We start from the raw sequence: 21,635 nt of genomic DNA on the forward strand, positions 1-21,635 counted from the left end.
GGGGCGGGCGCAGGCGCGGCCGCCCCGTTGCGTTACCGTTCGCCGCTCGCGAGCGGCTCGCGCGCGAACAGCGCGTCGACGTCGCGCGCCCGCACGAAGCGCGCCGCATCGTCGCCGTCGGCAAGCGCCCGGAAATGCGCGTCGCCGCACGCGAGCTTCGCGCGCTCGTGCTCGCGCGGCGCTTCGTCGTCGGCGCTGCGCGGCGTATCGACGACGAAATACAGGCGCGCGTCGCCGTCACCGCCCGCGAGCACCGCCCAGTCGGGGTGATAGCTGCCGAGCGGCGTCTGCACGTCGAACCAGCGCGGCAGCTTCGCGTAAAGCTGCACGTCGTCGCGCGCCTCGAGCGCATCGGCGAACGCACGTTCGGCATCCGTCTCGCACACCACCGCCTCGTGAATCGACTTGCGCGCGTCCGTGCGCAGGTTGCGCAGGTAGCCGGTCAGCGCTTCGCTCTCGAACGATTCGAGCGCGTGCACGTGCCGCTCGCCGAGCTTGCGGTACGTGATGCCGTCGACGAGCGCGAGCCGCTTGCAGCGGTTGATCGCGTCGGCCGCGAGCGCGATGAACTGCTGCGGGTTGAGCCGGAAATCGTCGAGCCGGCCGCTGTCCGCGAGGATCGTCGCGAGCGAGCGGCGCGTGAGCTGCGTGCGGTCCTGCAGCTCGGTGAGCAGGTCAGGCAGCAGCAGCGCGCCCTCGTCGATCAGCACCGTGCCGGCGCCCGTCACCTCGATCGCCTCGACGCCGGCCTTGCCGATGTCGATCTCGGCCTTGCGCCACTGCAGCCGTGCGCGCGCCACCTCGGGCGCGTCGCGCAGCGCGGCCGCGCAATCGCTCACGAGCTTCGCGTTGTCGAACTGCACGCGGTACACGGTGCGATGCTTGATGCGCTCCCACAGCGCGCGGAAGTCGGGGCCGAGCACCACCGCCTTGCCCGACGGGTCGCGGCGCAGCGCGATCTCGCGGCGCTCGTCCGCGTTGCGCACCGCGAAGCGGCCGGACACCTTGCGCAGCGTCGCGACGATGCCCGGGCGCAGCATCTCGAACGCCGGCGGCAGCACGAGCGTGCTTTGCCGCAGCGCATCCTTCAGCCGGTCGAGCACCTTGCCCTGCGCGTCGACGTAGCCGTGCTCGCGCAGGTGCGTCCACAGCACGCCCGACAGCTCGATGCCGAGCGCATGCGCGGGCCCGTCGCCTTCCTGCACCGCGAGCGCCGCGAACTGGTGCTCCTCGACGATCCCGAAGCGGATGCCCGTATCGGCCTCGATTTCCTTCTGCAGGTTCTCCGCGAAGCTCTCGTAGCGCTCCGTCGCGATCACGGTGAGCGTGTTCACGCCCGGGTCGCGCACCCGTTCGCCGTCCTGATCGACCGCGAGGCGCAGCCCGCGGCCGAGCGTCTGGCGGCGCTCGCGTTCGGTCTGGATGTCGCGCAGCGTGCAGATCTGGAACACGTTCGGGTTGTCCCAGCCTTCCTTGAGCGCCGAGTGCGAGAAGATGAACTTGAGCGGCGTGTCGAACGACAGCAGCGCTTCCTTCTCGCGCATGATGAGCCCGTACGCGCGCTCCGCGTTCTCGCGGCTCGCGGCGCTGCTCTCGCTGGTGTCGGTCCAGCCGCCCTTGCGGTCGATCGAGAAGTAGCCGTTGTGCGCCGCCTCGACCTCGCGCGCGATGTCGACGCCGTCGAACAGCGCGCGATACGCGGGCACGCGCGCCGCGCGCGCGTATTCCTCTTCGAAGATCAGCGCGTAGTCGCCCTTCACGGGCATGCCGTTCTCGTCGTAGCGGCGGTAGCGCTCGACCGAATCGACGAAGAACAGCGACAGCACCTTCACGCCGCGCTCGGCGAGCCGCAGCTCCTTGTCCAGATGCTCACGGATCGTGCGGCGGATCATCTCGCGCTGCACGGCGAGCGTGTCGATGTCGCCGTACGCCTCGCCGAGCGACAGGAACGCCTCGCCCTCCGGATGGCGCAGCTCGATGTATTCCGCGCCCTTCGCCGCATGCACCTCGCCGATCCGCAGGCCCGCGTACAGCGCGCGCCTGGTCACGCGCTCGAGATCGTCGCCGTCGGTCACGGATACGATCTGGCGCTTCACGCCGGCCGCCGTCGCGACGTCGAGCTCGACGCGCGCGGCGATCGCGCCGCGCCGGTTCGACACGCCGACGAGCCGCAGGTACGGCTTGTTGTGCGCATCCTCGACGATCGCCGATGCGATCTCGATCTGCTTGACGAGCTTGCGCTCGTACGCGTCGACCGCGTCGAGCCGGTACACCATGTGGTGCCGGTCGACGTGGGTCGCCGAGTAGCGCAGCGTGCACAGCGGGTCCATCGCGGCGAGCGCCTCGCGGCCGCGCCCCTCGAGGCCGCCGTCGACGCTTTGCGGCTCGTCGACGATCACGATCGGCCGGGTCGCGCGGATCAGGTCGATCGGCTTCTCGCCGCCGGTCTTCTCGCTGTCCTTGTAGAGGTTGTTGACGTCCTTCTTGTTGATCGCGGCGACCGTCATCACCATGATCTGGATCGTCGCGCTCGCCGCGAAGTGGCGCACCTGGCCGAGCTTCGCGGAGTCGTACAGGAAGTAGTCGTACGGCATGCCCGCGTACAGGCCGCGGAAGTGATCCTCGGTGATCAGCAGCGTCTTGTGCACGCCTTCCTTGATCGCGACCGACGGCACGACGATCACGAACTTCGTGAAGCCGTAGCGGCGGTTCAGCTCGAAGATCGTGCGCAGGTATACGTAGGTCTTGCCGGTGCCGGTCTCCATCTCGACCGTGAAGTCGCGCGAGGCCGGGTCGCCGGACGGCGGCAGCCCGCCGCGCAGCTGCACGTCGGCGAGGTTGCGCGCGAGCGCGTCGGCGGTGATCGACAGGTGGTTGCCGACGCCGCGCTCCGACAGCGCGAAGCCGAGCGCCGTCTGCGCGCTCGCCGACGTGCCGGGCGCGGCGTTCGCGAGCACGCTGAAGTCGCCGCGGCACGCCTCCTGCCCGCGAAACAGGTCGCAGACGGCGTCGATCGCGTCGCGCTGGTAGTCGAGGTCCGCTTCGAAATGCAGCCGCATCACAGGCTCCGCACGCGCTTCACGCCGTGCTGCTCGAGCAGCGCGGCGAGATTGAGCTTCGCGACGTCGTCGACGAAGCCGCTGTCGCGGAACAGGCAGGTGACGTCGCGCGGCGCGCCGTGCGTGTCGAGCAGCGCGACGATGCCGTCGGCGAGCGGCTCGGCGTCGTCGCGCGACACGCGCGCGTCGAAGCAGGCAACGACCGACCGGCCGATCAGGTGGACCGTCTTGCCGGCGACCGCGTGATGCGTGACCGGCGTGCACAGGTCGAGGCCGAGCTTGAGCGTCAGCTCGGCGAGCAGGTCGTCGTCGCTGCGGCCGGTCTTCACGTGCTCGACGGATGCGAAGAGGGCATGGTCGAAATCGTCGCGGCGCGGGTCCCACTCGATCACGTTGGTCGTGTCGAGCCGGTACACGCGAAAGCCGAGGTCGCCATAGCTTTCCGGATAGTCGCGCGCGACCTGCTGCGCGGCGCGGCGCAGGCGCTCCTTGGTCAGCTCGGCGAGCGTCGCGGGCTTCTTCAGCTTCGCGCAGAATTCGGCCGCGGCCTGCTGCGCCTTGTCACGGCCGTCGAGCGGCTCGGGCAGCTGCACGAGCACGTAGCGGCGCGCGCCGCCGTCGGTCGCGTTGAGCTGCATCACCGCGTGGCCGGTCGAGCCGGAGCCCGCGAAGCAGTCGACGACGATGTCGTCGCCGCGCGTGCACCAGCCGATCACCGCCGCCGCGAAATCGACCGGCTTCGGCTGCTCGAACGGCACGCCGAGCGCCTTCAGCAGCGCGTCGTCCGAGCCGCCGAACGGCAGCACCGACGGCACGTTCTCGTACATGTTCTCGTCGAGGTAGTAGATCCGCTGCGGCTGCGTGGTCTCGTCCGCGCCGAACTCGATCAGCCCGCGCTCGAGCAGCGCCTGCATCGTCGCGGGCGGATTGCGCCAGCCGCGCTCCGGCATCGCGCACGGCTTGCCCGTGACCGGGTGCACGAGCGGCACGAAGTACTCGTCCGGGGCCTTCTTCTTGTTCGGCCACGCCATCGACACGAGGCGGTACACGCGGCCGTCTTCCGACAGCCGGTCGTACATCACCTCGCCGCCGGACAGGTTGGTCTGCGCCTTGACCCACGCGCGATACGCCTGCGCGGCGTCCGCGTGGGTGCCGCTGCGGCGCACCAGGTCGTACGCCGCGTCGAGCATGCGCTGCGCGTTGCGCTTCGGGCGCTTGAGCGGCGTCGCTTCGTGCAGCGCCTCCGCGTTGCGCGCGAACAGCACGAGCGATTCGTGCTGGTACGCGACGCCGCGCGCGTCGCCCTTCGGGTTGCGCTTGTCCCACACGGCCACGCCGAGCTCGTTCTCCTCGCCGAAGATCTCGCGCAGCATCAGCACGAGCGCATGCACCTCGTGCTCGTCGATGTGCACGGCGATCAGCCCGGCGTCGGACAGCAGCGCGTGCGCGAGCTTCAGGCGCGGATACATCATGTTCAGCCAGTCGGTATGGAACCGGCCGTTCGCCTCGGTGTTGGTGCTGCGCTTCACGCCGCCGTCGGTCTGGCCCGTGACCGCGAGGTAGTGGCGCAGGCTGTCGCTGAAGTCGTCCGGGTACACGAAATCGCTGCCGGTGTTGTACGGCGGATCGATGTAGACCAGCTTCACCTTGCCCGTGTAGCTCTTGTGCAGCAGCTTCATCACGTCGAGGTTGTCGCCCTCGATCACGAGGTGGCGGGTGTCGTCCCATGCGACGCTGTCGGCCGGGCAGGGCCGCAGCGTGCCGGTCGACGGCGTGAGCGCCGCCTGCCGCGCGCGGCGCTTGCCGTGCCAGTGGAAGCCGTATCGTTCGTCGGCGTCGCCGACCGTGCGATCGCCGACCAGCGCCTTCAGCGCGTCGACGTCGACCGATGCGCCGCCGGGGCCTTCGGTCACGAGTTCGGGGAACAGCGCCTTCAGGCGCGCGACGTTGTCGGCGGTGAAATCCGTCGACTTCGCCTGCGGGCTCGCCGCATCGAGTTTGTGCATCGTCATTTTCATCCTGGGCCCGGCCGCGCCGCGCCCGGACGTCGGGCGCTGTCGCGATGCCGGCGGCCGGCAGAGGGGGCCGCCGCGGGCGAACCCGAAACGCTAGCGAGTCGGTCGGCGCAGGTCAAGCGCCGTCGTGCGCCGCAAACCGCTCCGACGAGCGGGATCGCCCGCCGGACGGGCGCGGCGGGGCATCGGCCGCGTTGTCGCAGCGCGCGGCGGGCGGGCCGGAATAGGGGACGAAAAAAAGGGGCACGGACGGCGCGGTGCGCCGGCGTGCCCCGAGGGAGCATGCGTGAATGAGGGTCCCGGGCAGGGCGCGAGGCGCCCCGCACGGGGTCGGAAGAGGGTCAGAAGAGGATCAGAAGCGGGTGCGGATGCCGGTCGTCAGCTCGAGCTGGTTGTTCGAGCCGAACGTCGACGACACCTTGTAGCCGCCGTGCAGCTTCATGTAGTCGCCCGCCAGGTAGAGCTCGGTGCGCTTGCTCAGGTGGTAGAAGATCGAGCCGTAGATCGTCTCCTTGAAGCCGTTGCCGACGCCGTTGGTCAGGCTGAACGCGCCGAGGTTCGCGTTCGGCGTGAAGCCGTCCGCGTTGTACGCGGCGTTCTTGATGCGCATCTGCTGGTAGCCGAGCTCGTAGTCGAGCGGGCCCTGCGGCGCGATCTTCATCGACACGGTCCACGCGTTGTCGTGACGCTGGCCGAGCGCGCCTTGGTCGCCGTTGTAGCGGAAGTAGCCGGCATTCACGCGCACGATGCTGAACGTATAGTTGCCGCCGGCCGAGAACGTCTGGTTCCTGAAGCCGTTGTGGTTCACGTGGCTGTAGAAGCCCGACACGTTGAACGGCCCGCCGTTGTAGCCGAGCGCAACCTGGTACGCGGAGCCGGTCGCGAAGCTGGTCGAGTTGCTGAACTGGTAGCCCGCGCTGGCGAAGATGCCGTTGCTGAACAGCTTCTTCCACGCGAGGCCGTTGTTGTAGCGCGTGCCGGTCGGGCCGGCCGCGTAGAAGATCATCTGCTTGAAGTTGTTCGAGTTGGTCCAGCCGCCTTCCTCGGTGGTCAGCTGCGCGGTGCCGTACGCGTCGCCGTAGATCGCGGCCGCGTCGCGCGCGATCGTGTTCTGGAAGCCGGCCGTCAGCTTGCCGAAGCGGTCGTCCTGGACGCCGACCCACGCGTCGCGGTCGAAGATCTGGCCTTCGTCTTCCATCTGGCCGTTCGCGACCACGAATTCGCTTTCGAGGCGGAAGATGATCTTCGTACCGCCGCCGATGTCCTCGGCGCCGCGCAAGCCCCAGCGGCTGCCGCTGAACCACGGCTCGCCGTCGTTGCCCATGCCGATCACGTGCTTGCCGTTCGCGTCGGCGTGCGTGCGGTAGGTCGGGAAGCTCAGGTCCATCAGGCCATAGAGCTGCACGCTCGATTGCGCATGAGCCTGCGTCGCGGCGCACAGCCCCGCCGCGATGGAAAGGGCCAGGTATTTTCGTTTCAAGATCGTCTCCTCCGAGCTGCCGCATTGAAATTCGGTTGTTGGCAGTACCTATTGGTTGCCGTCTCCTGCCGGCCTTAGCGAGAGGACCGACGCGTAGCATCGTAGAGCGCGCAATCCTTCACGCCGCTTTCCCGGCCCGGCGAATCGGATCGGTGAAAACACCGAACGACGGAGTCCTGACGAGTGCCGAAGGCCGTGCGGGCGGGGGAGAGCAGGATCATCGGCGCCGCGCGCCGGGATCTGCGGCGTTTGCATGAATACAACAGTGAGCGCGGCCGGCCCGCGGCGATTTTGCGGGCGTGCGCAAGCGCCGCCGCGCCGGCGGCAGCCCGTGGGGTTATGCGACGTCAGCCTTGCGCGGTCTTCGCGCGCAGGATGTAGCCGAGCCCGCGCAGCGTGATGATCTCCGCCGTGCTGAGCGCGAGATGCTTGCGCAGCCGGTGGATGTAGATGTCGATCGCGTCCGCGCTCGGCTCGTCGTCGAGCGCGAACACGCTGTCCATCAGCCGCGCCTTCGACACGGTCTTGTTCTGCTGCAGCATCAGCGTCTCGAGGATCGCGTGCTCGCGGCGGCGCAGGGTCAGCGGCACGTCGTTGCAGCGGAATTCGCGCGTGCCGAACGCGTAGACGAGATCGCCGCACACGAGCCGGGTCGCGCCGACGCCCGCCTGGCGGCGGATCAGCGCGCGGATGCGCGCAACCAGCTCGCGCGACTCGAACGGCTTGACGACGTAGTCGTCGGCGCCCGCGCCGAAGCAGTCGACCTTGTCGTCGACCGAGCCGTGCGCGGTCAGCATCAGCACCGGCACGTTGTCGTTGCGGCGCCGCAGGCGGCCGAGCACTTCCTTGCCGCTGATGCCCGGCAGCCGCATGTCGAGCAGCACCGCGTCGTAGCGCTCGGTCTTCAGCACCGCGTCCGCGCGCTCGCCGTCGCCGACGCTGTCGACCGCGAAATCCTCGCCGCGCAGCAGGTTCACGATCCAGTGCGCGAGCTCGGCGTTGTCTTCGACCAGCAGGAGTTTCATCAGACGTTCTCTTCAAACATACGCAGGCAGCCGCACCGTCACGACGACCCCGCGGTTGCCGGGCCCCGGCGCGAGCGACGCCATCCCGCCGTGCGCCTGCGCGATCTCGCGCACGATCGCGAGGCCGAGCCCCGATCCCTCAGTATCGCTCGATACGCGGTAGAAGCGCTTGAACACGTGCGGGCGCGCCTCCGCAGGAATGCCGGGGCCGTTGTCGATCACGTCGAGCACGACCGTGTCGCCGTCGCGGCGCGCGGCGACCGTCACGCAGCCGCCCGGCTGCGTATAGCGCACCGCGTTGTCGACGAGATTCATCACGAGCGCGGTCAGCAGGCTGTCGCTGCCCGTCACGTCGAGATGGTCGCCGAGATCCGCGCCGAGGTCGATATTGCGCCGCTGCGCGAGCACGATCGTCTCCTCGAACACGCTCGATACGACCGCCGCCAGGTCGACGCGATGCGTGAGCAGCGTCGGCGGCGTCGCCTCCGCGTGCGCGAGCAGCAGCAGCTTGTCGGTTACGTCCGCCATCTTGCGGCTGCTGCGCTGCATGCTGTCGAGCATCGCGGTCAGCTCCGGATCGTCGCGCTCGCGCTGCTGCGCGTACTGGATCTGCGTGTCGAGCACCGCGATCGGCGTGCGCAGCTGGTGCGCGGCGTCGGCGATGAAGCGCCGCTGCGTCGCGGTGTGCGTGTTCAGCCGCGCGATGCACTGGTTGATCGCGTCGACGATCGGCCGCAGCTCGTGCTGCAGCCGCTCCGGGCGGATCGGCTCCAGCTCCATCGGCCCGCGGTCCGCGACGTCGTCCTTCAGCTTCATCAGCGGCCGCAGCTCGAAGGTGAGGCCGAGATACACGAGCGCGACCGCGAGCAGCAGCATCAGCGACAGCCGCGCGAGCTGCGGCCGCCAGATCGTGTCGAGCATCGCGCCGCGCGAGCGCGGCGTCTTCGCGACGGCCACCGTCACCGTCTCGACCTGGCCTTCGTTGTAAAGCTGGCGGTCGTACGCGACCGCGCGCAGCCCGATGCCGTCGAGCGACGTGTCGTAGAGCGTCGGCTCGGCGCCGTGCCGCGCGCTCACCTCGAGCCCGGGATTGCCCGCGAGCAGCCGGCCGTGGCCGTCGACCACCTTGTAGAACACCGAATCGCGCGACGGCGACTCGAAAATCTCCAGCGCGGCCGGCGGCACGTCGGCCGCGAGATAGCCGTTGCGCCACTCGACGTCCTCGCCGATCGTGCGGGCGGACGCGACGAGCTCGCTGTCCTGCACGAGGTCGGCGGTGCGGCGCGCGGTGTCGTACGACATCGCACCCGCGATCAGCACGAACGCCGCGAGCGGCAGCAGCAGCCACCAGAGCAGCCGACCGCGCAGGCTGTGCGTCATCCGTTCCCGCTCCTTCTTCTCAATGCCGAACCGCGCCGGGGCCGGCAAGGCCTCAGGCGCGGTCCGTTGTCTTGCGGCGGCGCTCAGAATTGCGCCGGACGCCACTTCAGCAGCCGCTTCTCGATCCGGGTCAACAGGTAATCGGCGGCCAGCGCGACCACGGCCAGCACGATCATCGCCGCGAACACGCCGCTCGCGTTGAACGCGCCCTGGGCGGTGGAGATCAGCAGGCCGATGCCCTGCTTGGAACCCAGGAATTCGCCGACGACTGCACCGACCAGCGCGAAGCCGAAGCTTACATGCAGGCTCGCGAGAATCCAGCTCAGCGCGGACGGGATCACGACCGACGTGGTGATCTGCCGGCGCGACGCGCCGAGGATCTGCGCGTTCGCGATCAGGTAGCGGTCCGCTTCGCGCACGCCCTGGAACGCGTTGCCGAACACCACGAAGAACACCATCACGACGGCCAGCGCGATCTTCGACGCCATCCCGAGGCCGAGCGCGATCACGAACACCGAGCCGAGCACGACGCGCGGGATCGAGTTCGCGATCTGGATGTACAGGCCGAACACGTCGGCCATCAGCTTGTTGCGGCCGAGCACGATCCCGCAGATCACGCCGGCGACCGAGCCGATCAGGAAGCCGATCGTGGTTTCCTCGAGCGTCACCCAGACCTGCGTGAGCAGCGGCCCCTGCGACGTGCCGTTGACGAACCAGTCCTGGATCTGCGCGAAGATCAGCGTCGGCTGCGAGAAGAAGAACGAATCGATCCACTTGAGCCGCGCGGCGAGTTCCCAGCCGCCCAGCACGATGACGAGCACGGCGATCCGCAGGCCGATGATCAGTTGCCGGCGGCGGCGCAGCCGGGCCTGTGCGGCGCGCGACTCGTCCTCGAGCGTCGGCGCCGGAATGGCGGTGGGGGGAAGCGTCATGTCGGTCATGCTCCTGTCCTTTGCGTCCTTGCTTGCGTCAGCCGATCTGCACTTCTTCGCGCAGGTCGTGCCAGATGTCCTTGGAAATCTCGATGAAGTGCGGGTGATAGCGAATCTCCGACGTGACGCGCGGGCGCGGCAGGTCGATCGGGTACACGCGCTTGAGCGTCGCCGGGCGCGCGGTCAGCACGAACACGCGGTCCGCGAGCGCGATCGCCTCTTCCAGGTCGTGCGTGACGAACACCACCGAGCCCTTGTTCGCGGACCAGAGCTGCAGCAGCTCGTCCTGCATCAGCGTGCGGGTCTGCATGTCGAGCGCGGAGAACGGCTCGTCCATCAGCAGGATTTCCGGCTGGTTGATGAAGGTCTGCGCGAGCGCGACGCGCTTGCGCATCCCGCCGGACAGCTGGTGCGGGTAGTGCTTCGTGAACTTGTCGAGGTCGACCTTGCGGATCCATTCCTCGGCCTGCGCATACGCGACGTCCTTCGAGCGGCCGCGGAACAGCGGGCCCGCGGCGACGTTGTCGATCACGTTGCGCCACGGGAACACCGCGTCGGCCTGGAACACGAAGCCGATGCGCGGGTCGATCCCGTCGACCGGGCGGCCCATCACGCGCACCTCGCCCGACGCGGGCTTGAGCAGGCCGGTGATCAGGTTCAGCGTCGTCGACTTGCCGCAGCCGGTCGGCCCGACGATCGCGATGAACTCGCCGCGCGCGACGCTCATGCTGAAGTCGCGCAGCGCGACGGTTGCCTTGCCTTCCGGCGAAATGAAGCGGCACGACACGTTGCGAAACTCGATCGCCGGTGTGCTCGGTGAAACTGCCTGGTTCATCGCATGTGGTCCTGCGTGTGGGACGCCGCGTCGCGGGCGGCGCCTGGGCCGGTCAGCCGGGCCGGAACGGGGAAGCGGGGCGCGCGGGATCGTCCGCGGCCTCGCTTGTTTCGCGCTTACTTCGCGCTCACATACTCGTTGGTGTAGGTGCGCGCCAGGTCGATGTGCTTGCCCTTCACCGACGGGTTGAACGCCGACAGCACCTTCAGCACGGTCGCCGGGCCGTCGGCCGGCATCTTCGCGTCGGCGGTGTACATCGGCAGCGACGCCTTCAGCGCGCTCACGTACAGCGCCTTGTCCTTCTGGTAGTCGGCCGGCATCTTCGCGGCGATTTCCTCGGCGCTGTGCGTATGGATGAACTGCATCGTCTTCGCGAACGCATGCGCGAGCTTGGTCGCCTGCGCCTTGTGCGAATCCGCCCACGCGGACTGCACGTACAGGCTCGCGGCCGGGTAGGTGCCGCCGAGCGCCGCGCGCGTGCCTTCGAGCGTGCGCAGGTCGACCAGCACCTTCGCGTCGCCCATCTTCTCGAGCGCGGACACGGTCGGCTCGGTCGTCATCCCGGCGTCGATCCGGCCCTGCTTGATCGCGGCGATGAAGCTCGCGTCGGCGCCCACCGGCAGCATCGTGTACTGGGTCGACGGCACGCCGTGCTGCAGCGCGAGGTATTGCGTGAGGAAGCTCGTCGACGAGCCGAGGCCCGTCACGCCGAGCGTCTTGCCCTTCGCGTCGGCCATCGACTTGAAGGTCGGCGCGGCCTTGGTCGCCACCATCTCGACTTCGCCCGGCACCTGGCCGAACACCGCGATCGCCTTCACGTCCTTGCCCTTGCTCTGCAGGTCGATCGTGTGGTCGTAGAAGCCGACCACGCCCTGCACCGCGCCCGCGAGCAGCTCGTTCTCGGCATCGACGCCGGCCGGCTGCGACAGCAGCTCGACGTCGAGCCCTTCGTCCTTGAAGTAGCCGAGTTCCTGGGTCAGGCGCGCGGGCAGGTAGATCAGCTTCGCGATCCCGCCGACCATGATCGTGATCTTGCCGCCGTCGTCCGCGGCGAAGGCGGGATGCGCGGCGAGCGCGCAGGTCAGGGTGGCTGCAACGGCGAGGGGGCGCAGGATGGGGCGCATCGGGGTGTCTCCGTTCGTTGTCCGTATGGCGCGATGCTTTCTTGCATCGTTGCAACGAGTATAGGGACCCGAAACCTTCCGCTACCTTTCGCGGGGCGGCAATTCCTTTAGGGGTTTTCCAGCAATCTGGCCGGACGAATGGGTGCGGACGGCGCCTACCGCCATCCCCCCAGCACCCGCCCCATCGCATCCAGCCCCATGTCGAACAAATGCCCGAAGAACGGCACCATGTTCGGCACCATCAGCTGCACGAGCAGCAGGCCGACCAGCATCGTGACCGGGAAGCCCACCTGGAAGATCCCGACCTGCGGCGCCGCGCGGTTCAGGATGCCGAGCGCGAGGTTGGCGATCAAAAGCGCCGCGACCACCGGCAGCGCGAGCAGCAGCCCCATCTGGAACACCGTCGCGCCGAACGCGGCGAGCGTGCGCCAGCCGGGCGCGTGCAGCAGTTCGGCCGACACCGGCAGCGCCTGGAACGACGCGGCGAGCGCCGCGAGCACCTGCAGGTGGCCGTCGAACGCGAGGAACGCGAGGATCGCGACCGCGTTCAGGAAGCGGCCCATCACCGGCGTCGCGCCGCTCGCGTGCGGATCGAAGAAGGTCGCGAAGCCGAGGCCCATCGACAGGCCGATCGCGTCGCCGGCGGCCTGCGCGGCGGCGAACACGATCTGCATCGTGAAGCCCATCGCCACGCCGATCAGGAACTGCGTGACGACGATCCAGATGCCCTGCGCGGAAAACACGGTGACGGCCGGCATGGCCCCAAGCGTCGGCGCGACGACCAGCGCCATGAACGCCGCGACGCCGATCTTCACGCGCCCCGGCACCGACGCGTGGCCGGTCACCGGCGCGACCGCGACGAGCGCGAGCATCCGCACGAACGGCCACAGGAACGCCGTGAGCCACGCATTGAGCTGCGCGTAGGTGACCGAGAACATCGCCGGAGCCCGGAGCCGCTAGGCGTGCGCCGCTCAGCCCGCGCCGAGCGTCGCGACGTGCAGCAGGGTCTGCCGCAGGTAGTCGAGCACCGTCGTCATCATCCAGGGGCCCGCGATCACGAGCGTGGCCAGCACCGCGAGCAGCTTCGGGATGAACGACAGCGTCGATTCGTTGATCTGCGTCGCCGCCTGGAACAGGCTCACGAGCAGGCCGACCGCGAGCGCGACGAGCAGCAGCGGCGCGGAGACCAGCAGGCCGACCACCATCGCGTGGTGCGCGAGCGTCATCACTTGTTCGGGCGTCATCGCATGCTCTCCGGCGTGTTTCAGGTGAAGCTCTGCGCGAGCGAGCCGAGCAGCAGCTGCCAGCCGTCGACGACGACGAACAGCATCAGCTTGAACGGCAGCGACACGGTGGACGGCGACACCATCATCATCCCCATCGACATCAGCACGCTCGCGACGACCATGTCGATGATCAGGAACGGGATGAAGATCGTGAAGCCGATCTGGAAGCCCGTCTTCAGCTCGCTGGTGACGAACGCGGGCACCAGCAGCGACAGCGGCACGTCTTCCGGGCCCTGCATCGGCGCGGCCTTCGAGATCTTCGCGAACAGCGCGAGATCGGTCTCGCGGGTCTGCTTCAGCATGAAGCCCTTGAACGGCGCGACGCCGCGCTGCACCGCCTGCTCCATCGGCACGCTGCCGTCGGAGAACGGCTTGTAGCCGTCGTTGTACGCGCGGTCGAGCACCGGCGACATCACGAAGAAGGTGAGGAACATCGCGAGGCCGACCAGCACCTGGTTCGGCGGCGTCGACGACGTGCCGAGCGCCTGCCGCAGCAGCGACAGCACGATGATGATGCGCGTGAAGCTCGTCATCATCAGCAGCATCGCCGGCAGGAACGACAGCATCGTGAGCAGCAGCATCGTCTGCACGCTCAGCGAGTAGGTCGTGCCGCCGTTCGGGCCGGGGGCCGCATTGAAGGCGGGCAGGCCCGCCGCCTGCGCGCACGCGAGCGCGGGGGCAAGGCCGAGGATCAGGGCGGGCGCGATGCGCGCCGCGCGGCGCAGGAAGACGTGTTTCATCGGAATGCGGTGAGTGGAAGGGCGCGCGAGCCGCATCTCAGCGGTCCTTGCCGCGCCCGAAACGTTTCGCGGCTTCGCCCGCGAGCGCATCGCGAAAGCGCTGGCCGAACGTGCCGGGCAGGCCGTCGCCGGCAGCGGGCGCGGAGGCCGGCGGCGCATCGGCCGCGACGGCCGCACCGGCGGGCGCGGAGCCGGCCGGCAGTGTGTGCAGCAGCCGGACGTTGCCGGGCGCGACGCCGAGCACCAGCCACGTATCGCCGATCTCGACGATCGTCGCGCTTTCCTTCGCGCCGACCGCGACGCTCGACACGACCTTCAGCGGGCCGCCGCGCCGCGCCGGCTGGAAGCCGAAGCGGCGCGCGAGCCACGCGCAGCCGAACACGAGGCCGATCACGACCGCGAGCCCGACGAGCGTCTGCAGCACCGCGCCGACGCCGAGCGACGGCGCGGCCGAGCCGACCACCACGCTCGACGCGATCGCGCCGGCATGGTTCACCGCGTTCAGGTCGGCGGCGCTTGCCGCCTCGGCGACGAACGCGCTGGCGACGAACGCGGCCGCGCGGCGGCCGGACGGCGCGAATCTCATCGATTCAGTTTCCGGATGCGCTCGGACGGCGTGATGATGTCGGTCAGGCGGATGCCGAACTTGTCGTTCACGACCACCACTTCGCCCTGCGCGATCAGGCAGCCGTTGACCAGCACGTCCATCGGCTCGCCCGCGAGGCCGTCGAGCTCGACGACCGAGCCCTGCGCGAGCTGCAGCAGGTTGCGGATCGCGATCTTCGTGCGGCCGAGCTCCACGGTCATCTTGACCGGGATGTCGAGGATCATGTCGATGTCGTTGTGCGTCGACGTCGACGCGGCCTTCGACAGCGGCTGGAACACGCCGGCGCCCGTCGCGCCCGGCTCGACCGCCGGCTGCTGGTTCTGCTCGGCGAGCGCGGCCGCCCAGTCGTCCAGCCCCTGCTCCTCATCGGCGTCGGCGGCAGCCGCGGGCGCGGCCGCGGGCGCCGTCTCCGCGAGTGCGGCGTCAGCCAGCGCCTGCGGGTCGAGGTCGTCCGTCTGATTCAGCTCACTCATATCCACCTTCCCTCATCGTGTCGTTCGCGCTGATCATCTTCTGCACGCGCAACGCATATTGACCATTGAAAATCCCGTAACCGCATTCCATGACCGGCACGCCGTCGACCTTCGCGGTGATCGTGTCCTCGATCGCGAGCGGCAGCACGTCGCCCGCGCGCAGGTTGAGGATCTGCTCGAAGGTCACCGGGATCTCGGCGAGATTCGCGGTCACCTCGACCTCGGCCGTCTGCACCTGCTGCGACAGCACGCGCACCCAGCGGCGGTCGACCTCGAGCGCCTCGCCCTGGATCGGCGACGCGAGCACGTCGCGAATCGGCTCGACCATCGAATACGGCATGCAGATGTGCAGCGTGCCGCCCGTCGGCCCGAACTCGATCGAGAACTGCGTGACGATCACGATCTCGTTCGGCGTCGCGACGTTCGCGAACTGCGTATGCATTTCCGAGCGCACGTATTCGAACTGCAGCGGCCGCACGCTCTTCCACGCGGTCGTGTAGTGCTCGAACACGAGGTTCAGCATCTTGCCGATGATGCGCTGCTCGGTCGCGGTGAAGTCGCGGCCCTCGACGCGCGTGTGGAAGCGCCCGTCGCCGCCGAACAGGTTGTCGACGACGAAGAACACGAGGTTCGGGTCGAACACGAACAGCGACGTGCCGCGCAGCGGCTTCACGTGCACGAGGTTCAGGTTCGTCGGGATCGGCAGGTTGCGGGTGAACTCGCTGTACTTCTGCACCTTCACCTGGCTGACGGAGATTTCCGCCGTGCGCCGCATGAAGTTGAAGATGCCGATGCGCAACAGGCGCGCGAAGCGGTCGTTGATGATCTCGAGGCCGGGCATCCGGCCGCGGACGATCCGCTCCTGCGTCGCGATGTTGTAGGGGCGGATGCCGGCTGCGTCGCGCTTGTCGTCATCCGCGTCGGCTTCGCCCGTGACGCCCTTGAGGAGTGCATCGACCTCCTCCTGGGACATGAACTCCGAGTGGCCCATCTGCGTTCCTTTGTCGGCGAGTTACTGGACGACGAACTCGGTGAACAGCACGTCGTCGACCTTCGCGTGCTGGTTGCCCGGCTGCGTCGGCTGCTCGATCAGGCCCTTCAGCTCGCCGGCGAGCGCGCGCTTGCCGTCGGGCGTCGCGAGCTCCTCCGGGTGCTTGTTGCTCAGCGCGAGCAGGATGCGGCTGCGGATCTCCGGCATGCGCGCGGTCAGTTGCTCCTGCGCCTTCGCATCGGTGATCTTCAGCGACAGCCCGACGCGCAGGTAGTGCTGGATGCCGTCTTCCGACTGCAGGTTCACGGTGAGCGGGTCGAGCGGGAAGAACACCGGCGCGGCGAGCGGCGGCGGCTCGACCGGGCCGCTCGCGTGGCTAACGCCCTGCTTGCTCAGGAACACGTACATGCCGCCCGCGGCGGCGGCCGCGGCGCCGAGCGCGATGACGGCGAACAGCGCGATGCGCTTGAGCTTGCCGGACGAAGCCGGCTTGTCGGCGGGCGGATTTGCAGTCGTGGAGGCCATGTGAATGCGTGCGTGGTGACTCGTAGCATGCATTGTTCGGCATCCGGCCCGAAGCCGATGGGCGGAAAAGAGGGGGGAATTGCGGTTATCTCAGGCGATTGTCGGGCGGGCGGGGCGGTGAGGGGGCGCAGCGACGGGCAGCCGGAGGGCCGGCAACGGCAAAGGGCCGGGCGAGCGCCGGCAGCCGCGATCGGCCGGGCGGCCGCCGTCAGATCGGCAGCAGCGTCAGCAGCGGCGCGAGCAGCACCATCGCGACGCCCGCGATCATCATCGTCAGGCTCGACACGACGCCTTCCTCGCTGCCGATCTCGCGCGCCTTCGCGGTGCCCACGCCGTGCGCGGCCGCGCCGAACAGCGCGCCGCGCGCGAGCCGCGTGCGCATCGGCACGAGCGCGAGCACGATCTCGCCGAGCAGCATCCCGCAGATGCCGGTCGCGATCACGAACAGCGCGGTCAGGTCCTTCGGCGCATGGATCTTGTCGGAAACGGCGAGCGCGAACGGCGTCGACACCGAGCGGGTCATCAGCGAGCGCTGCAGCTCCGGCGACAGGTGCAGCAGCTTCGCGAGCAGCAGCGACCCGCAGACCCCGGCGGCGATGCCGACCACGACGCCGACCGACAGCGACAGCCAGTGGCGGCGGATCAGGTCGCGGTAGTCGTAGATCGGCACCGCGAACGCGATCGTCGCCGGGCCGAGCAGCCACATCAGCCAGCGCGTGTCGCGGAAGTAGACCGAATACGGGATGCCCGTCAGCGCGACGAGCGCGACCAGCACGCCGGGCACGAACACGAGCGGCGAGAACAGCAGCGTCTTCTTGTATGCATAGAGCCGCTTCGACGCGAAGTACAGCGCGACCGTCAGCACGAAGCAGCCGACGGAGATCGCGGCGTTCACCTGGTCGGCGGACAGATTCGACAGCGGGGCGAGCATGATCGGGGTTCCGTCGGCGATAGATCGGGCGGAATCAGGCGTGCGCGCGGCGGCGCCCGGCCAGCACGCGCTGCGCGGCGAGCTTGCGCTCGAGCTTCGCGGCGAGGTCGACCGCGACGGCCACCGCGACCATCACGAACGCGGTGCCGGCGACGACGACGAGCGCGAGCCGCCAGCCGTCCTCGCGGAACAGGCCGCCGTACTGCACGGCCGCGACCGCGGCCGGCACGAAGAACAGCAGCATGTCGGACAGCAGCCAGTTCGCGCCGTCCTTCACCCAGGCCGGCGCGACGCCGCCCGAGAACAGCAGCACGAGCAGCACCGCGAGGCCGATCACGCCCGACGGCACCGACAGCCCGACCGCGCGCACGGCCCAGTCGACGGCCATCCACAGCACGCCGAGCGCGGCGGCCTGCAGCGCGATCCGGCCCGTGCGCGCGACGCTGCCCGAAGCGGCGGGGTGGGCGGCGGCGGTCGGCTTGTTCATGGCGGGCTCCATACAGATATTTCGTCAATGGCGCAAGTATAGGTTTCCCCATCCATAAATAAAATGACTTGTCTCTATCCTTGTCATTCCATTTCGGAATTCAACGATCGTTGCACCAATCTGGGGAGGCGCCGATGGAGTTGCGCGCACTGCGGTATTTCGTCGAAGTGGTCCGCCAGCAGAGCTTCACCGCGGCGGCCGACAGGCTGTTCGTGACCCAGCCGACCATCAGCAAGATGGTGAAGGCGCTCGAGGACGAGATCGGCTCGCCGCTGCTGCTGCGCGACGGCCGGCAGATGGTGCTCACCGATGCCGGGCGGATCGTGTTCCAGCGCGGGCAGGACGTGCTCGCCGCGCAGGCGCAGCTACAGTCGGAGCTGAACGACCTCGGCACGCTCGGCCGCGGCGAGCTGTCGATCGGCATCCCGCCGCTCGGCGGGTCGCTGTTCACGCCGATCATCGCCGCGTACAAGCAGCGCTACCCGAACATCGAGCTGAAGCTGTTCGAGCAGGGTGCGCGGATGATCGAGGCCGCGCTGGTGGCGGGCGAGCTGGAGCTGGGCGGGCTGCTGGAGCCGGTCGATCCGGAGGTGTTCGACCGGCTGCCGATGGTGCGCGCGCCGCTGTGGCTCGTCGCGCCGCGCGAGTCGCGCTGGGAGGAGCACCCGGCGGTGCCGCTCGCCGACCTCGCGCGCGAATCGTTCGTGTTCTACGCGGAAAGCCTCGCGCTGCACGACGCGGTGCTCGACGCGTGCCGGCAGGCCGGCTTCTCGCCGTCGATCGTGAGCCGCAGCGGGCACTGGGATTTCATGGCCGCGCTCGTGCACGCGGGGGTCGGCATCGCGCTCCTGCCGGAGCCGTACTGCCGGCGGCTCGATCCCGACCAGTTCACGTGCCGGCCGATCGTCGAGCCGGAGATCACCTGGGCGATCGCGCTCGGCTGGCTGAAGAAGGGCTATCTGTCGCACGCGGCGCGCGCGTGGCTCGAGGTCGCGCGCGCGACGCTGCCGGGCGCGCCGGGCGACGATCTCGCGTTCGGCGGGTTGCGGGCGCGGTGATCCGGCGCGCGCTCAATGCCCCATCGCCGGCCCCGCGCCCTTCCTCGGCTTGGTGATCCACACGAGCGCCGCGAGCGCGACGAACACGATCGCCGACAGGTGGAAGAAGTCGTTGGTCGCCATCATGAAGCCTTGCTGCGTGACGATCTGGTTGATCTGCGCGTTCGACATCTGGCCCGCGATGCCGAGCTGCGCGAGCGCGCCCTGGTAGTCGGTCGTGCTCTGCGCGTAGATGCTCACGGATTCGGACAGCCGCGCATGGTGATAGATCGCGTCGTTCTCCCAGAACGTCGAGCTGGCCGCGGTGCCGATCGCGCCGGACAGCGTGCGCAGGAAGTTCGACAGCCCCGACGCGCTGGCGAGCCGCTCGTCGGGAACGCTCGACAGCGTGATCGTCGTCATCGGTACGAAGAAGCACGCGACGCCGATCCCCTGCACGAGCCGCGGCAGGATCACGTGATTGAACGGCACGTCGAGCGTAAACGTCGAATTCCAGATCGACACGCCGGCGAACACGATGAACGCGAAGCTCGCGACCATCCGCAGGTCGAGCCGGTGCATGTTGCGGCCGATCAGCGGCGACAGCACCAGCGCGAGCAGCCCGACCGGCGCGGTCGCGAGGCCGGCCTTGCCGGCCGTGTAGCCCATCACCGTCTGCAGCCACAGCGGGAAGATCACGACCGAGCCGAAGAACGCCATGAAGCCGAACGAGATGATCAGCGCGCCGAGCGCGAAGTTGCGGTCCTTGAAGAGCGTGAGGTCGACCACCGGCTCCTTCTCGGTCGCCTCCCACACGAGCATGAACGCGAGCGACACGACCGCGATCAGCGCGAGCGCGACGATGAACGTCGAGTTGAACCAGTCGCGGTCCTTGCCGAGGTCGAGCATCATCTGCAGGCACGACACGCCGATCACGAGCAGCGCGAGGCCGACCGCGTCGATCCGCTGCCTGGTCGTCTTCGTCTCGCGGCCGCGCAGCAGGAAGTACGCGCAAGTCGCCGAGAACACGCCGATCGGCAGGTTGATGTAGAAGATCCACGGCCACGTGTAGTTGTCGCTGATCCAGCCGCCCAGCAGCGGGCCGAAGATAGGAGCTACGATCACCGTCATCGCCCATAGCCCAAGCGCGAGCCCGCGCTTCGCGGGCGGGTAGCTGCGCATCAGGATCGTCTGCGACAGCGGCACCATCGGCCCCGACACGAGCCCCTGCAGCAGCCGGAACGCGATCAGCGTCTCGAAGTTGTTCGCGAGGCCGCACAGCGCGGACGCGATCGTGAACGCGAGCACCGACAGCGTGAACAGGCGCACCTCGCCGACCCGCCGCGCGAGCCAGCCGGTCAGCGGCACCGCGATCGCGGACGCGACCGAATACGACGAGATCACCCACGTGCCTTCGCTCGTCGCGACGCCGAGGCTGCCCGAGATCGTCGGCACCGCGACGTTCGCGATCGACGTGTCGAGCACTTCCATGAAGGTGCCGAGCGCGAGCCCGACGGTGAGCAGCGCGAGGGCGCCGCCAGACAGCGGCGCCGGTTCGGCGGCGGGGGACGCGGGCGAGGCCGCGGGAGCCGTGGTGGCGGACATCGGAATCTCCTATGCGCGGCGCGCGCAAAGCGCACGTCGGGCGTGCACGGCCGAGAACGACGGGAAATACGTGGAGCGGAGCGTATGACGTGTCATCTTCTGCCCAGACAGATAAATAAGTGAACGCTTAACCAAAATATCGACGCCTCGCGCAGCGTCAGCGGTCCGGCTCGCCGGACGAATCGCACCCGAGGATGCCGGGGCCGTTCGCGATGAAGCGCTGCAACAGGCCCGTGAGCGTCGCGAGCTCGTCGGCCGAGAAGCCGGCGAGCTGCGCATTCAGCGCGGTCGCGATCAGCGACGGCAGCGCGCGGGCGGCGTCGGCGCCGCGCTCGGTCAGCGTCAGCTCGATCACGCGGCGGTCCTGCTCGCTGCGCGAGCGCGCGATGAAGCCCTTGCGCTCGAGCCGGTCGAGCATCCGCGTCATCGAGCCGCTGTCATACGCCATCTTGCGCGACAGCTCGAACGGCGTGCGCACGTATCCGCGCGACAGCAGCAGGATCACGCCGACCTGCTGCGCGGTCAGGCCGAGCGGCTCCAGCGCGCGGTCCATCCGCTCGATGAGCGCCTGACGCGCCTTCGTCAGGTAGTAGCCGAGGCTCGATTCCAACTCGATGCCGTCGGGATCGTAGAGACCGCCGTTCATTCTCGATTGCGCGCGCAGCAATAGTGCGTTGTCGGTAAAACGCGCCCAGTATCTTGAAAATTAATTGCTTAGTCAATATTATTTCAGGCAACCAGTTACGACGTGCGACCTGCACTGCCGGAGACGATGTTCTGACCTGCCTTGCCCGCGCCGCGGGCGCCCCGAGGATGTTCGCGATGCTGTTCCTGAAAAACGCCGCCGGCGCGCTGCGCCGCAACCTGACCGATACCGCTCACCATGTGTTCTCCGGGCCGCACCGCGGCTGGAAGCTCGCGCTGTACGTCGCGATGCTGGTGCTGCCGGGCGGCTCGCTCGCGGCGCTCGGGTTCGCGTGGTTCGATCATCGCCGGCAGCGCAACGCGAAGGGGGCACGCAACGGCGAACGCAAGGCGGCGGCCGCCACGGAGCCGTCGTCATGGCGCGCGGCCGCCATCGAACCCGCACGCTGCCACTGACT

General features: G+C 68.8%; 21 protein-coding genes. 2 read left to right on the forward strand and 19 right to left on the reverse strand.

Going from position 1 to position 21,635, the window contains the following annotated elements:
* Window positions 1–32: 32 nt before the first annotated feature.
* From KY49_RS22355 to KY49_RS22435, 17 genes are all read right to left on the reverse strand, one after another.
* Entirely contained in the window at window positions 33–3,059 is a 3,027-nt protein-coding gene (locus KY49_RS22355) for a type III restriction-modification system endonuclease (protein WP_042586654.1), read from the reverse strand.
* The gene (locus KY49_RS22360) at window positions 3,059–5,065 is read right to left on the reverse strand and encodes a site-specific DNA-methyltransferase (RefSeq protein WP_197083596.1); all 2,007 of its coding nucleotides are present in this window, start codon (window positions 5,063–5,065) and stop codon (window positions 3,059–3,061) included. Before KY49_RS22360 ends, KY49_RS22355 begins: the two co-directional genes overlap by 1 nt.
* Window positions 5,066–5,426: 361 nt before the next feature.
* Window positions 5,427–6,554: a porin gene (locus KY49_RS22365; protein ID WP_042586656.1), complete on the reverse strand. Its 1,128-nt coding sequence runs from the start codon at window positions 6,552–6,554 to the stop codon at window positions 5,427–5,429.
* Window positions 6,555–6,901: 347 nt separating this feature from the next.
* Entirely contained in the window at window positions 6,902–7,579 is a 678-nt protein-coding gene (locus KY49_RS22370) for a response regulator (RefSeq protein WP_042586657.1), read from the reverse strand.
* 12 nt (window positions 7,580–7,591) lie between these two features.
* Complete coding sequence (locus KY49_RS22375) at window positions 7,592–8,959, reverse strand: sensor histidine kinase (protein WP_042586658.1); 1,368 nt, start codon at window positions 8,957–8,959, stop codon at window positions 7,592–7,594.
* A gap of 83 nt (window positions 8,960–9,042) precedes the next feature.
* On the reverse strand, window positions 9,043–9,900 hold the full coding sequence (locus tag KY49_RS22380) for an ABC transporter permease (RefSeq protein ID WP_088500513.1): 858 nt from the start codon (window positions 9,898–9,900) through the stop codon (window positions 9,043–9,045).
* Between the two features lie 28 nt (window positions 9,901–9,928).
* Window positions 9,929–10,726, reverse strand: a complete 798-nt coding sequence (locus KY49_RS22385) for an ABC transporter ATP-binding protein (RefSeq protein ID WP_042586659.1) — start codon at window positions 10,724–10,726, stop codon at window positions 9,929–9,931.
* Window positions 10,727–10,842: 116 nt separating this feature from the next.
* On the reverse strand, window positions 10,843–11,850 hold the full coding sequence (locus KY49_RS22390) for an ABC transporter substrate-binding protein (protein ID WP_042586660.1): 1,008 nt from the start codon (window positions 11,848–11,850) through the stop codon (window positions 10,843–10,845).
* Between the two features lie 155 nt (window positions 11,851–12,005).
* Window positions 12,006–12,788, reverse strand: coding sequence for a flagellar biosynthetic protein FliR (gene fliR / locus KY49_RS22395; RefSeq protein ID WP_042586661.1), 783 nt, complete (start codon window positions 12,786–12,788; stop codon window positions 12,006–12,008).
* A gap of 33 nt (window positions 12,789–12,821) precedes the next feature.
* On the reverse strand, window positions 12,822–13,094 hold the full coding sequence (gene fliQ, locus KY49_RS22400; protein ID WP_010090257.1) for a flagellar biosynthesis protein FliQ: 273 nt from the start codon (window positions 13,092–13,094) through the stop codon (window positions 12,822–12,824).
* Window positions 13,095–13,114: 20 nt separating this feature from the next.
* On the reverse strand, window positions 13,115–13,876 hold the full coding sequence (gene fliP / locus KY49_RS22405; RefSeq protein ID WP_010090256.1) for a flagellar type III secretion system pore protein FliP: 762 nt from the start codon (window positions 13,874–13,876) through the stop codon (window positions 13,115–13,117).
* Between the two features lie 37 nt (window positions 13,877–13,913).
* Window positions 13,914–14,462, reverse strand: a complete 549-nt coding sequence (fliO, locus tag KY49_RS22410) for a flagellar biosynthetic protein FliO (protein WP_042586662.1) — start codon at window positions 14,460–14,462, stop codon at window positions 13,914–13,916.
* Window positions 14,459–14,956: a flagellar motor switch protein FliN gene (fliN, locus tag KY49_RS22415; protein ID WP_042586663.1), complete on the reverse strand. Its 498-nt coding sequence runs from the start codon at window positions 14,954–14,956 to the stop codon at window positions 14,459–14,461. The genes fliO and fliN overlap by 4 nt, the downstream gene beginning before the upstream one ends.
* The gene (gene fliM / locus KY49_RS22420; RefSeq protein ID WP_010090252.1) at window positions 14,949–15,947 is read right to left on the reverse strand and encodes a flagellar motor switch protein FliM; all 999 of its coding nucleotides are present in this window, start codon (window positions 15,945–15,947) and stop codon (window positions 14,949–14,951) included. The genes fliN and fliM overlap by 8 nt, the downstream gene beginning before the upstream one ends.
* 21 nt (window positions 15,948–15,968) lie before the next feature.
* Entirely contained in the window at window positions 15,969–16,505 is a 537-nt protein-coding gene (fliL, locus tag KY49_RS22425; protein ID WP_042586664.1) for a flagellar basal body-associated protein FliL, read from the reverse strand.
* Window positions 16,506–16,680: 175 nt separating this feature from the next.
* Window positions 16,681–17,403, reverse strand: coding sequence for an LrgB family protein (locus KY49_RS22430; protein WP_042586665.1), 723 nt, complete (start codon window positions 17,401–17,403; stop codon window positions 16,681–16,683).
* A 34-nt stretch (window positions 17,404–17,437) separates the two neighbouring features.
* Window positions 17,438–17,890 (reverse strand): CidA/LrgA family protein, encoded by a 453-nt coding sequence (locus KY49_RS22435; protein ID WP_042586921.1) that lies wholly within the window; start codon window positions 17,888–17,890, stop codon window positions 17,438–17,440.
* Between the two features lie 134 nt (window positions 17,891–18,024).
* Here KY49_RS22435 and KY49_RS22440 point away from each other — a divergent pair, with 134 nt between their 5' ends.
* On the forward strand, window positions 18,025–18,948 hold the full coding sequence (locus KY49_RS22440) for a LysR family transcriptional regulator (RefSeq protein WP_042586666.1): 924 nt from the start codon (window positions 18,025–18,027) through the stop codon (window positions 18,946–18,948).
* A gap of 12 nt (window positions 18,949–18,960) precedes the next feature.
* On the opposite strand, the gene KY49_RS22445 is transcribed toward KY49_RS22440, so the two are convergent.
* Window positions 18,961–20,532 (reverse strand): DHA2 family efflux MFS transporter permease subunit, encoded by a 1,572-nt coding sequence (locus KY49_RS22445; protein ID WP_042586667.1) that lies wholly within the window; start codon window positions 20,530–20,532, stop codon window positions 18,961–18,963.
* A 157-nt stretch (window positions 20,533–20,689) separates the two neighbouring features.
* A complete protein-coding gene (locus tag KY49_RS22450) occupies window positions 20,690–21,178 on the reverse strand; it encodes a MarR family winged helix-turn-helix transcriptional regulator (RefSeq protein WP_042586668.1) in 489 nt (162 codons plus the stop codon).
* A gap of 167 nt (window positions 21,179–21,345) precedes the next feature.
* Here KY49_RS22450 and KY49_RS22455 point away from each other — a divergent pair, with 167 nt between their 5' ends.
* The gene (locus tag KY49_RS22455) at window positions 21,346–21,633 is read left to right on the forward strand and encodes a hypothetical protein (RefSeq protein WP_042586669.1); all 288 of its coding nucleotides are present in this window, start codon (window positions 21,346–21,348) and stop codon (window positions 21,631–21,633) included.
* Window positions 21,634–21,635: the final 2 nt, after the last annotated feature.

The organism is Burkholderia sp. MSHR3999, from assembly GCF_000833595.1.
GTDB lineage: Bacteria > Pseudomonadota > Gammaproteobacteria > Burkholderiales > Burkholderiaceae > Burkholderia > Burkholderia ubonensis.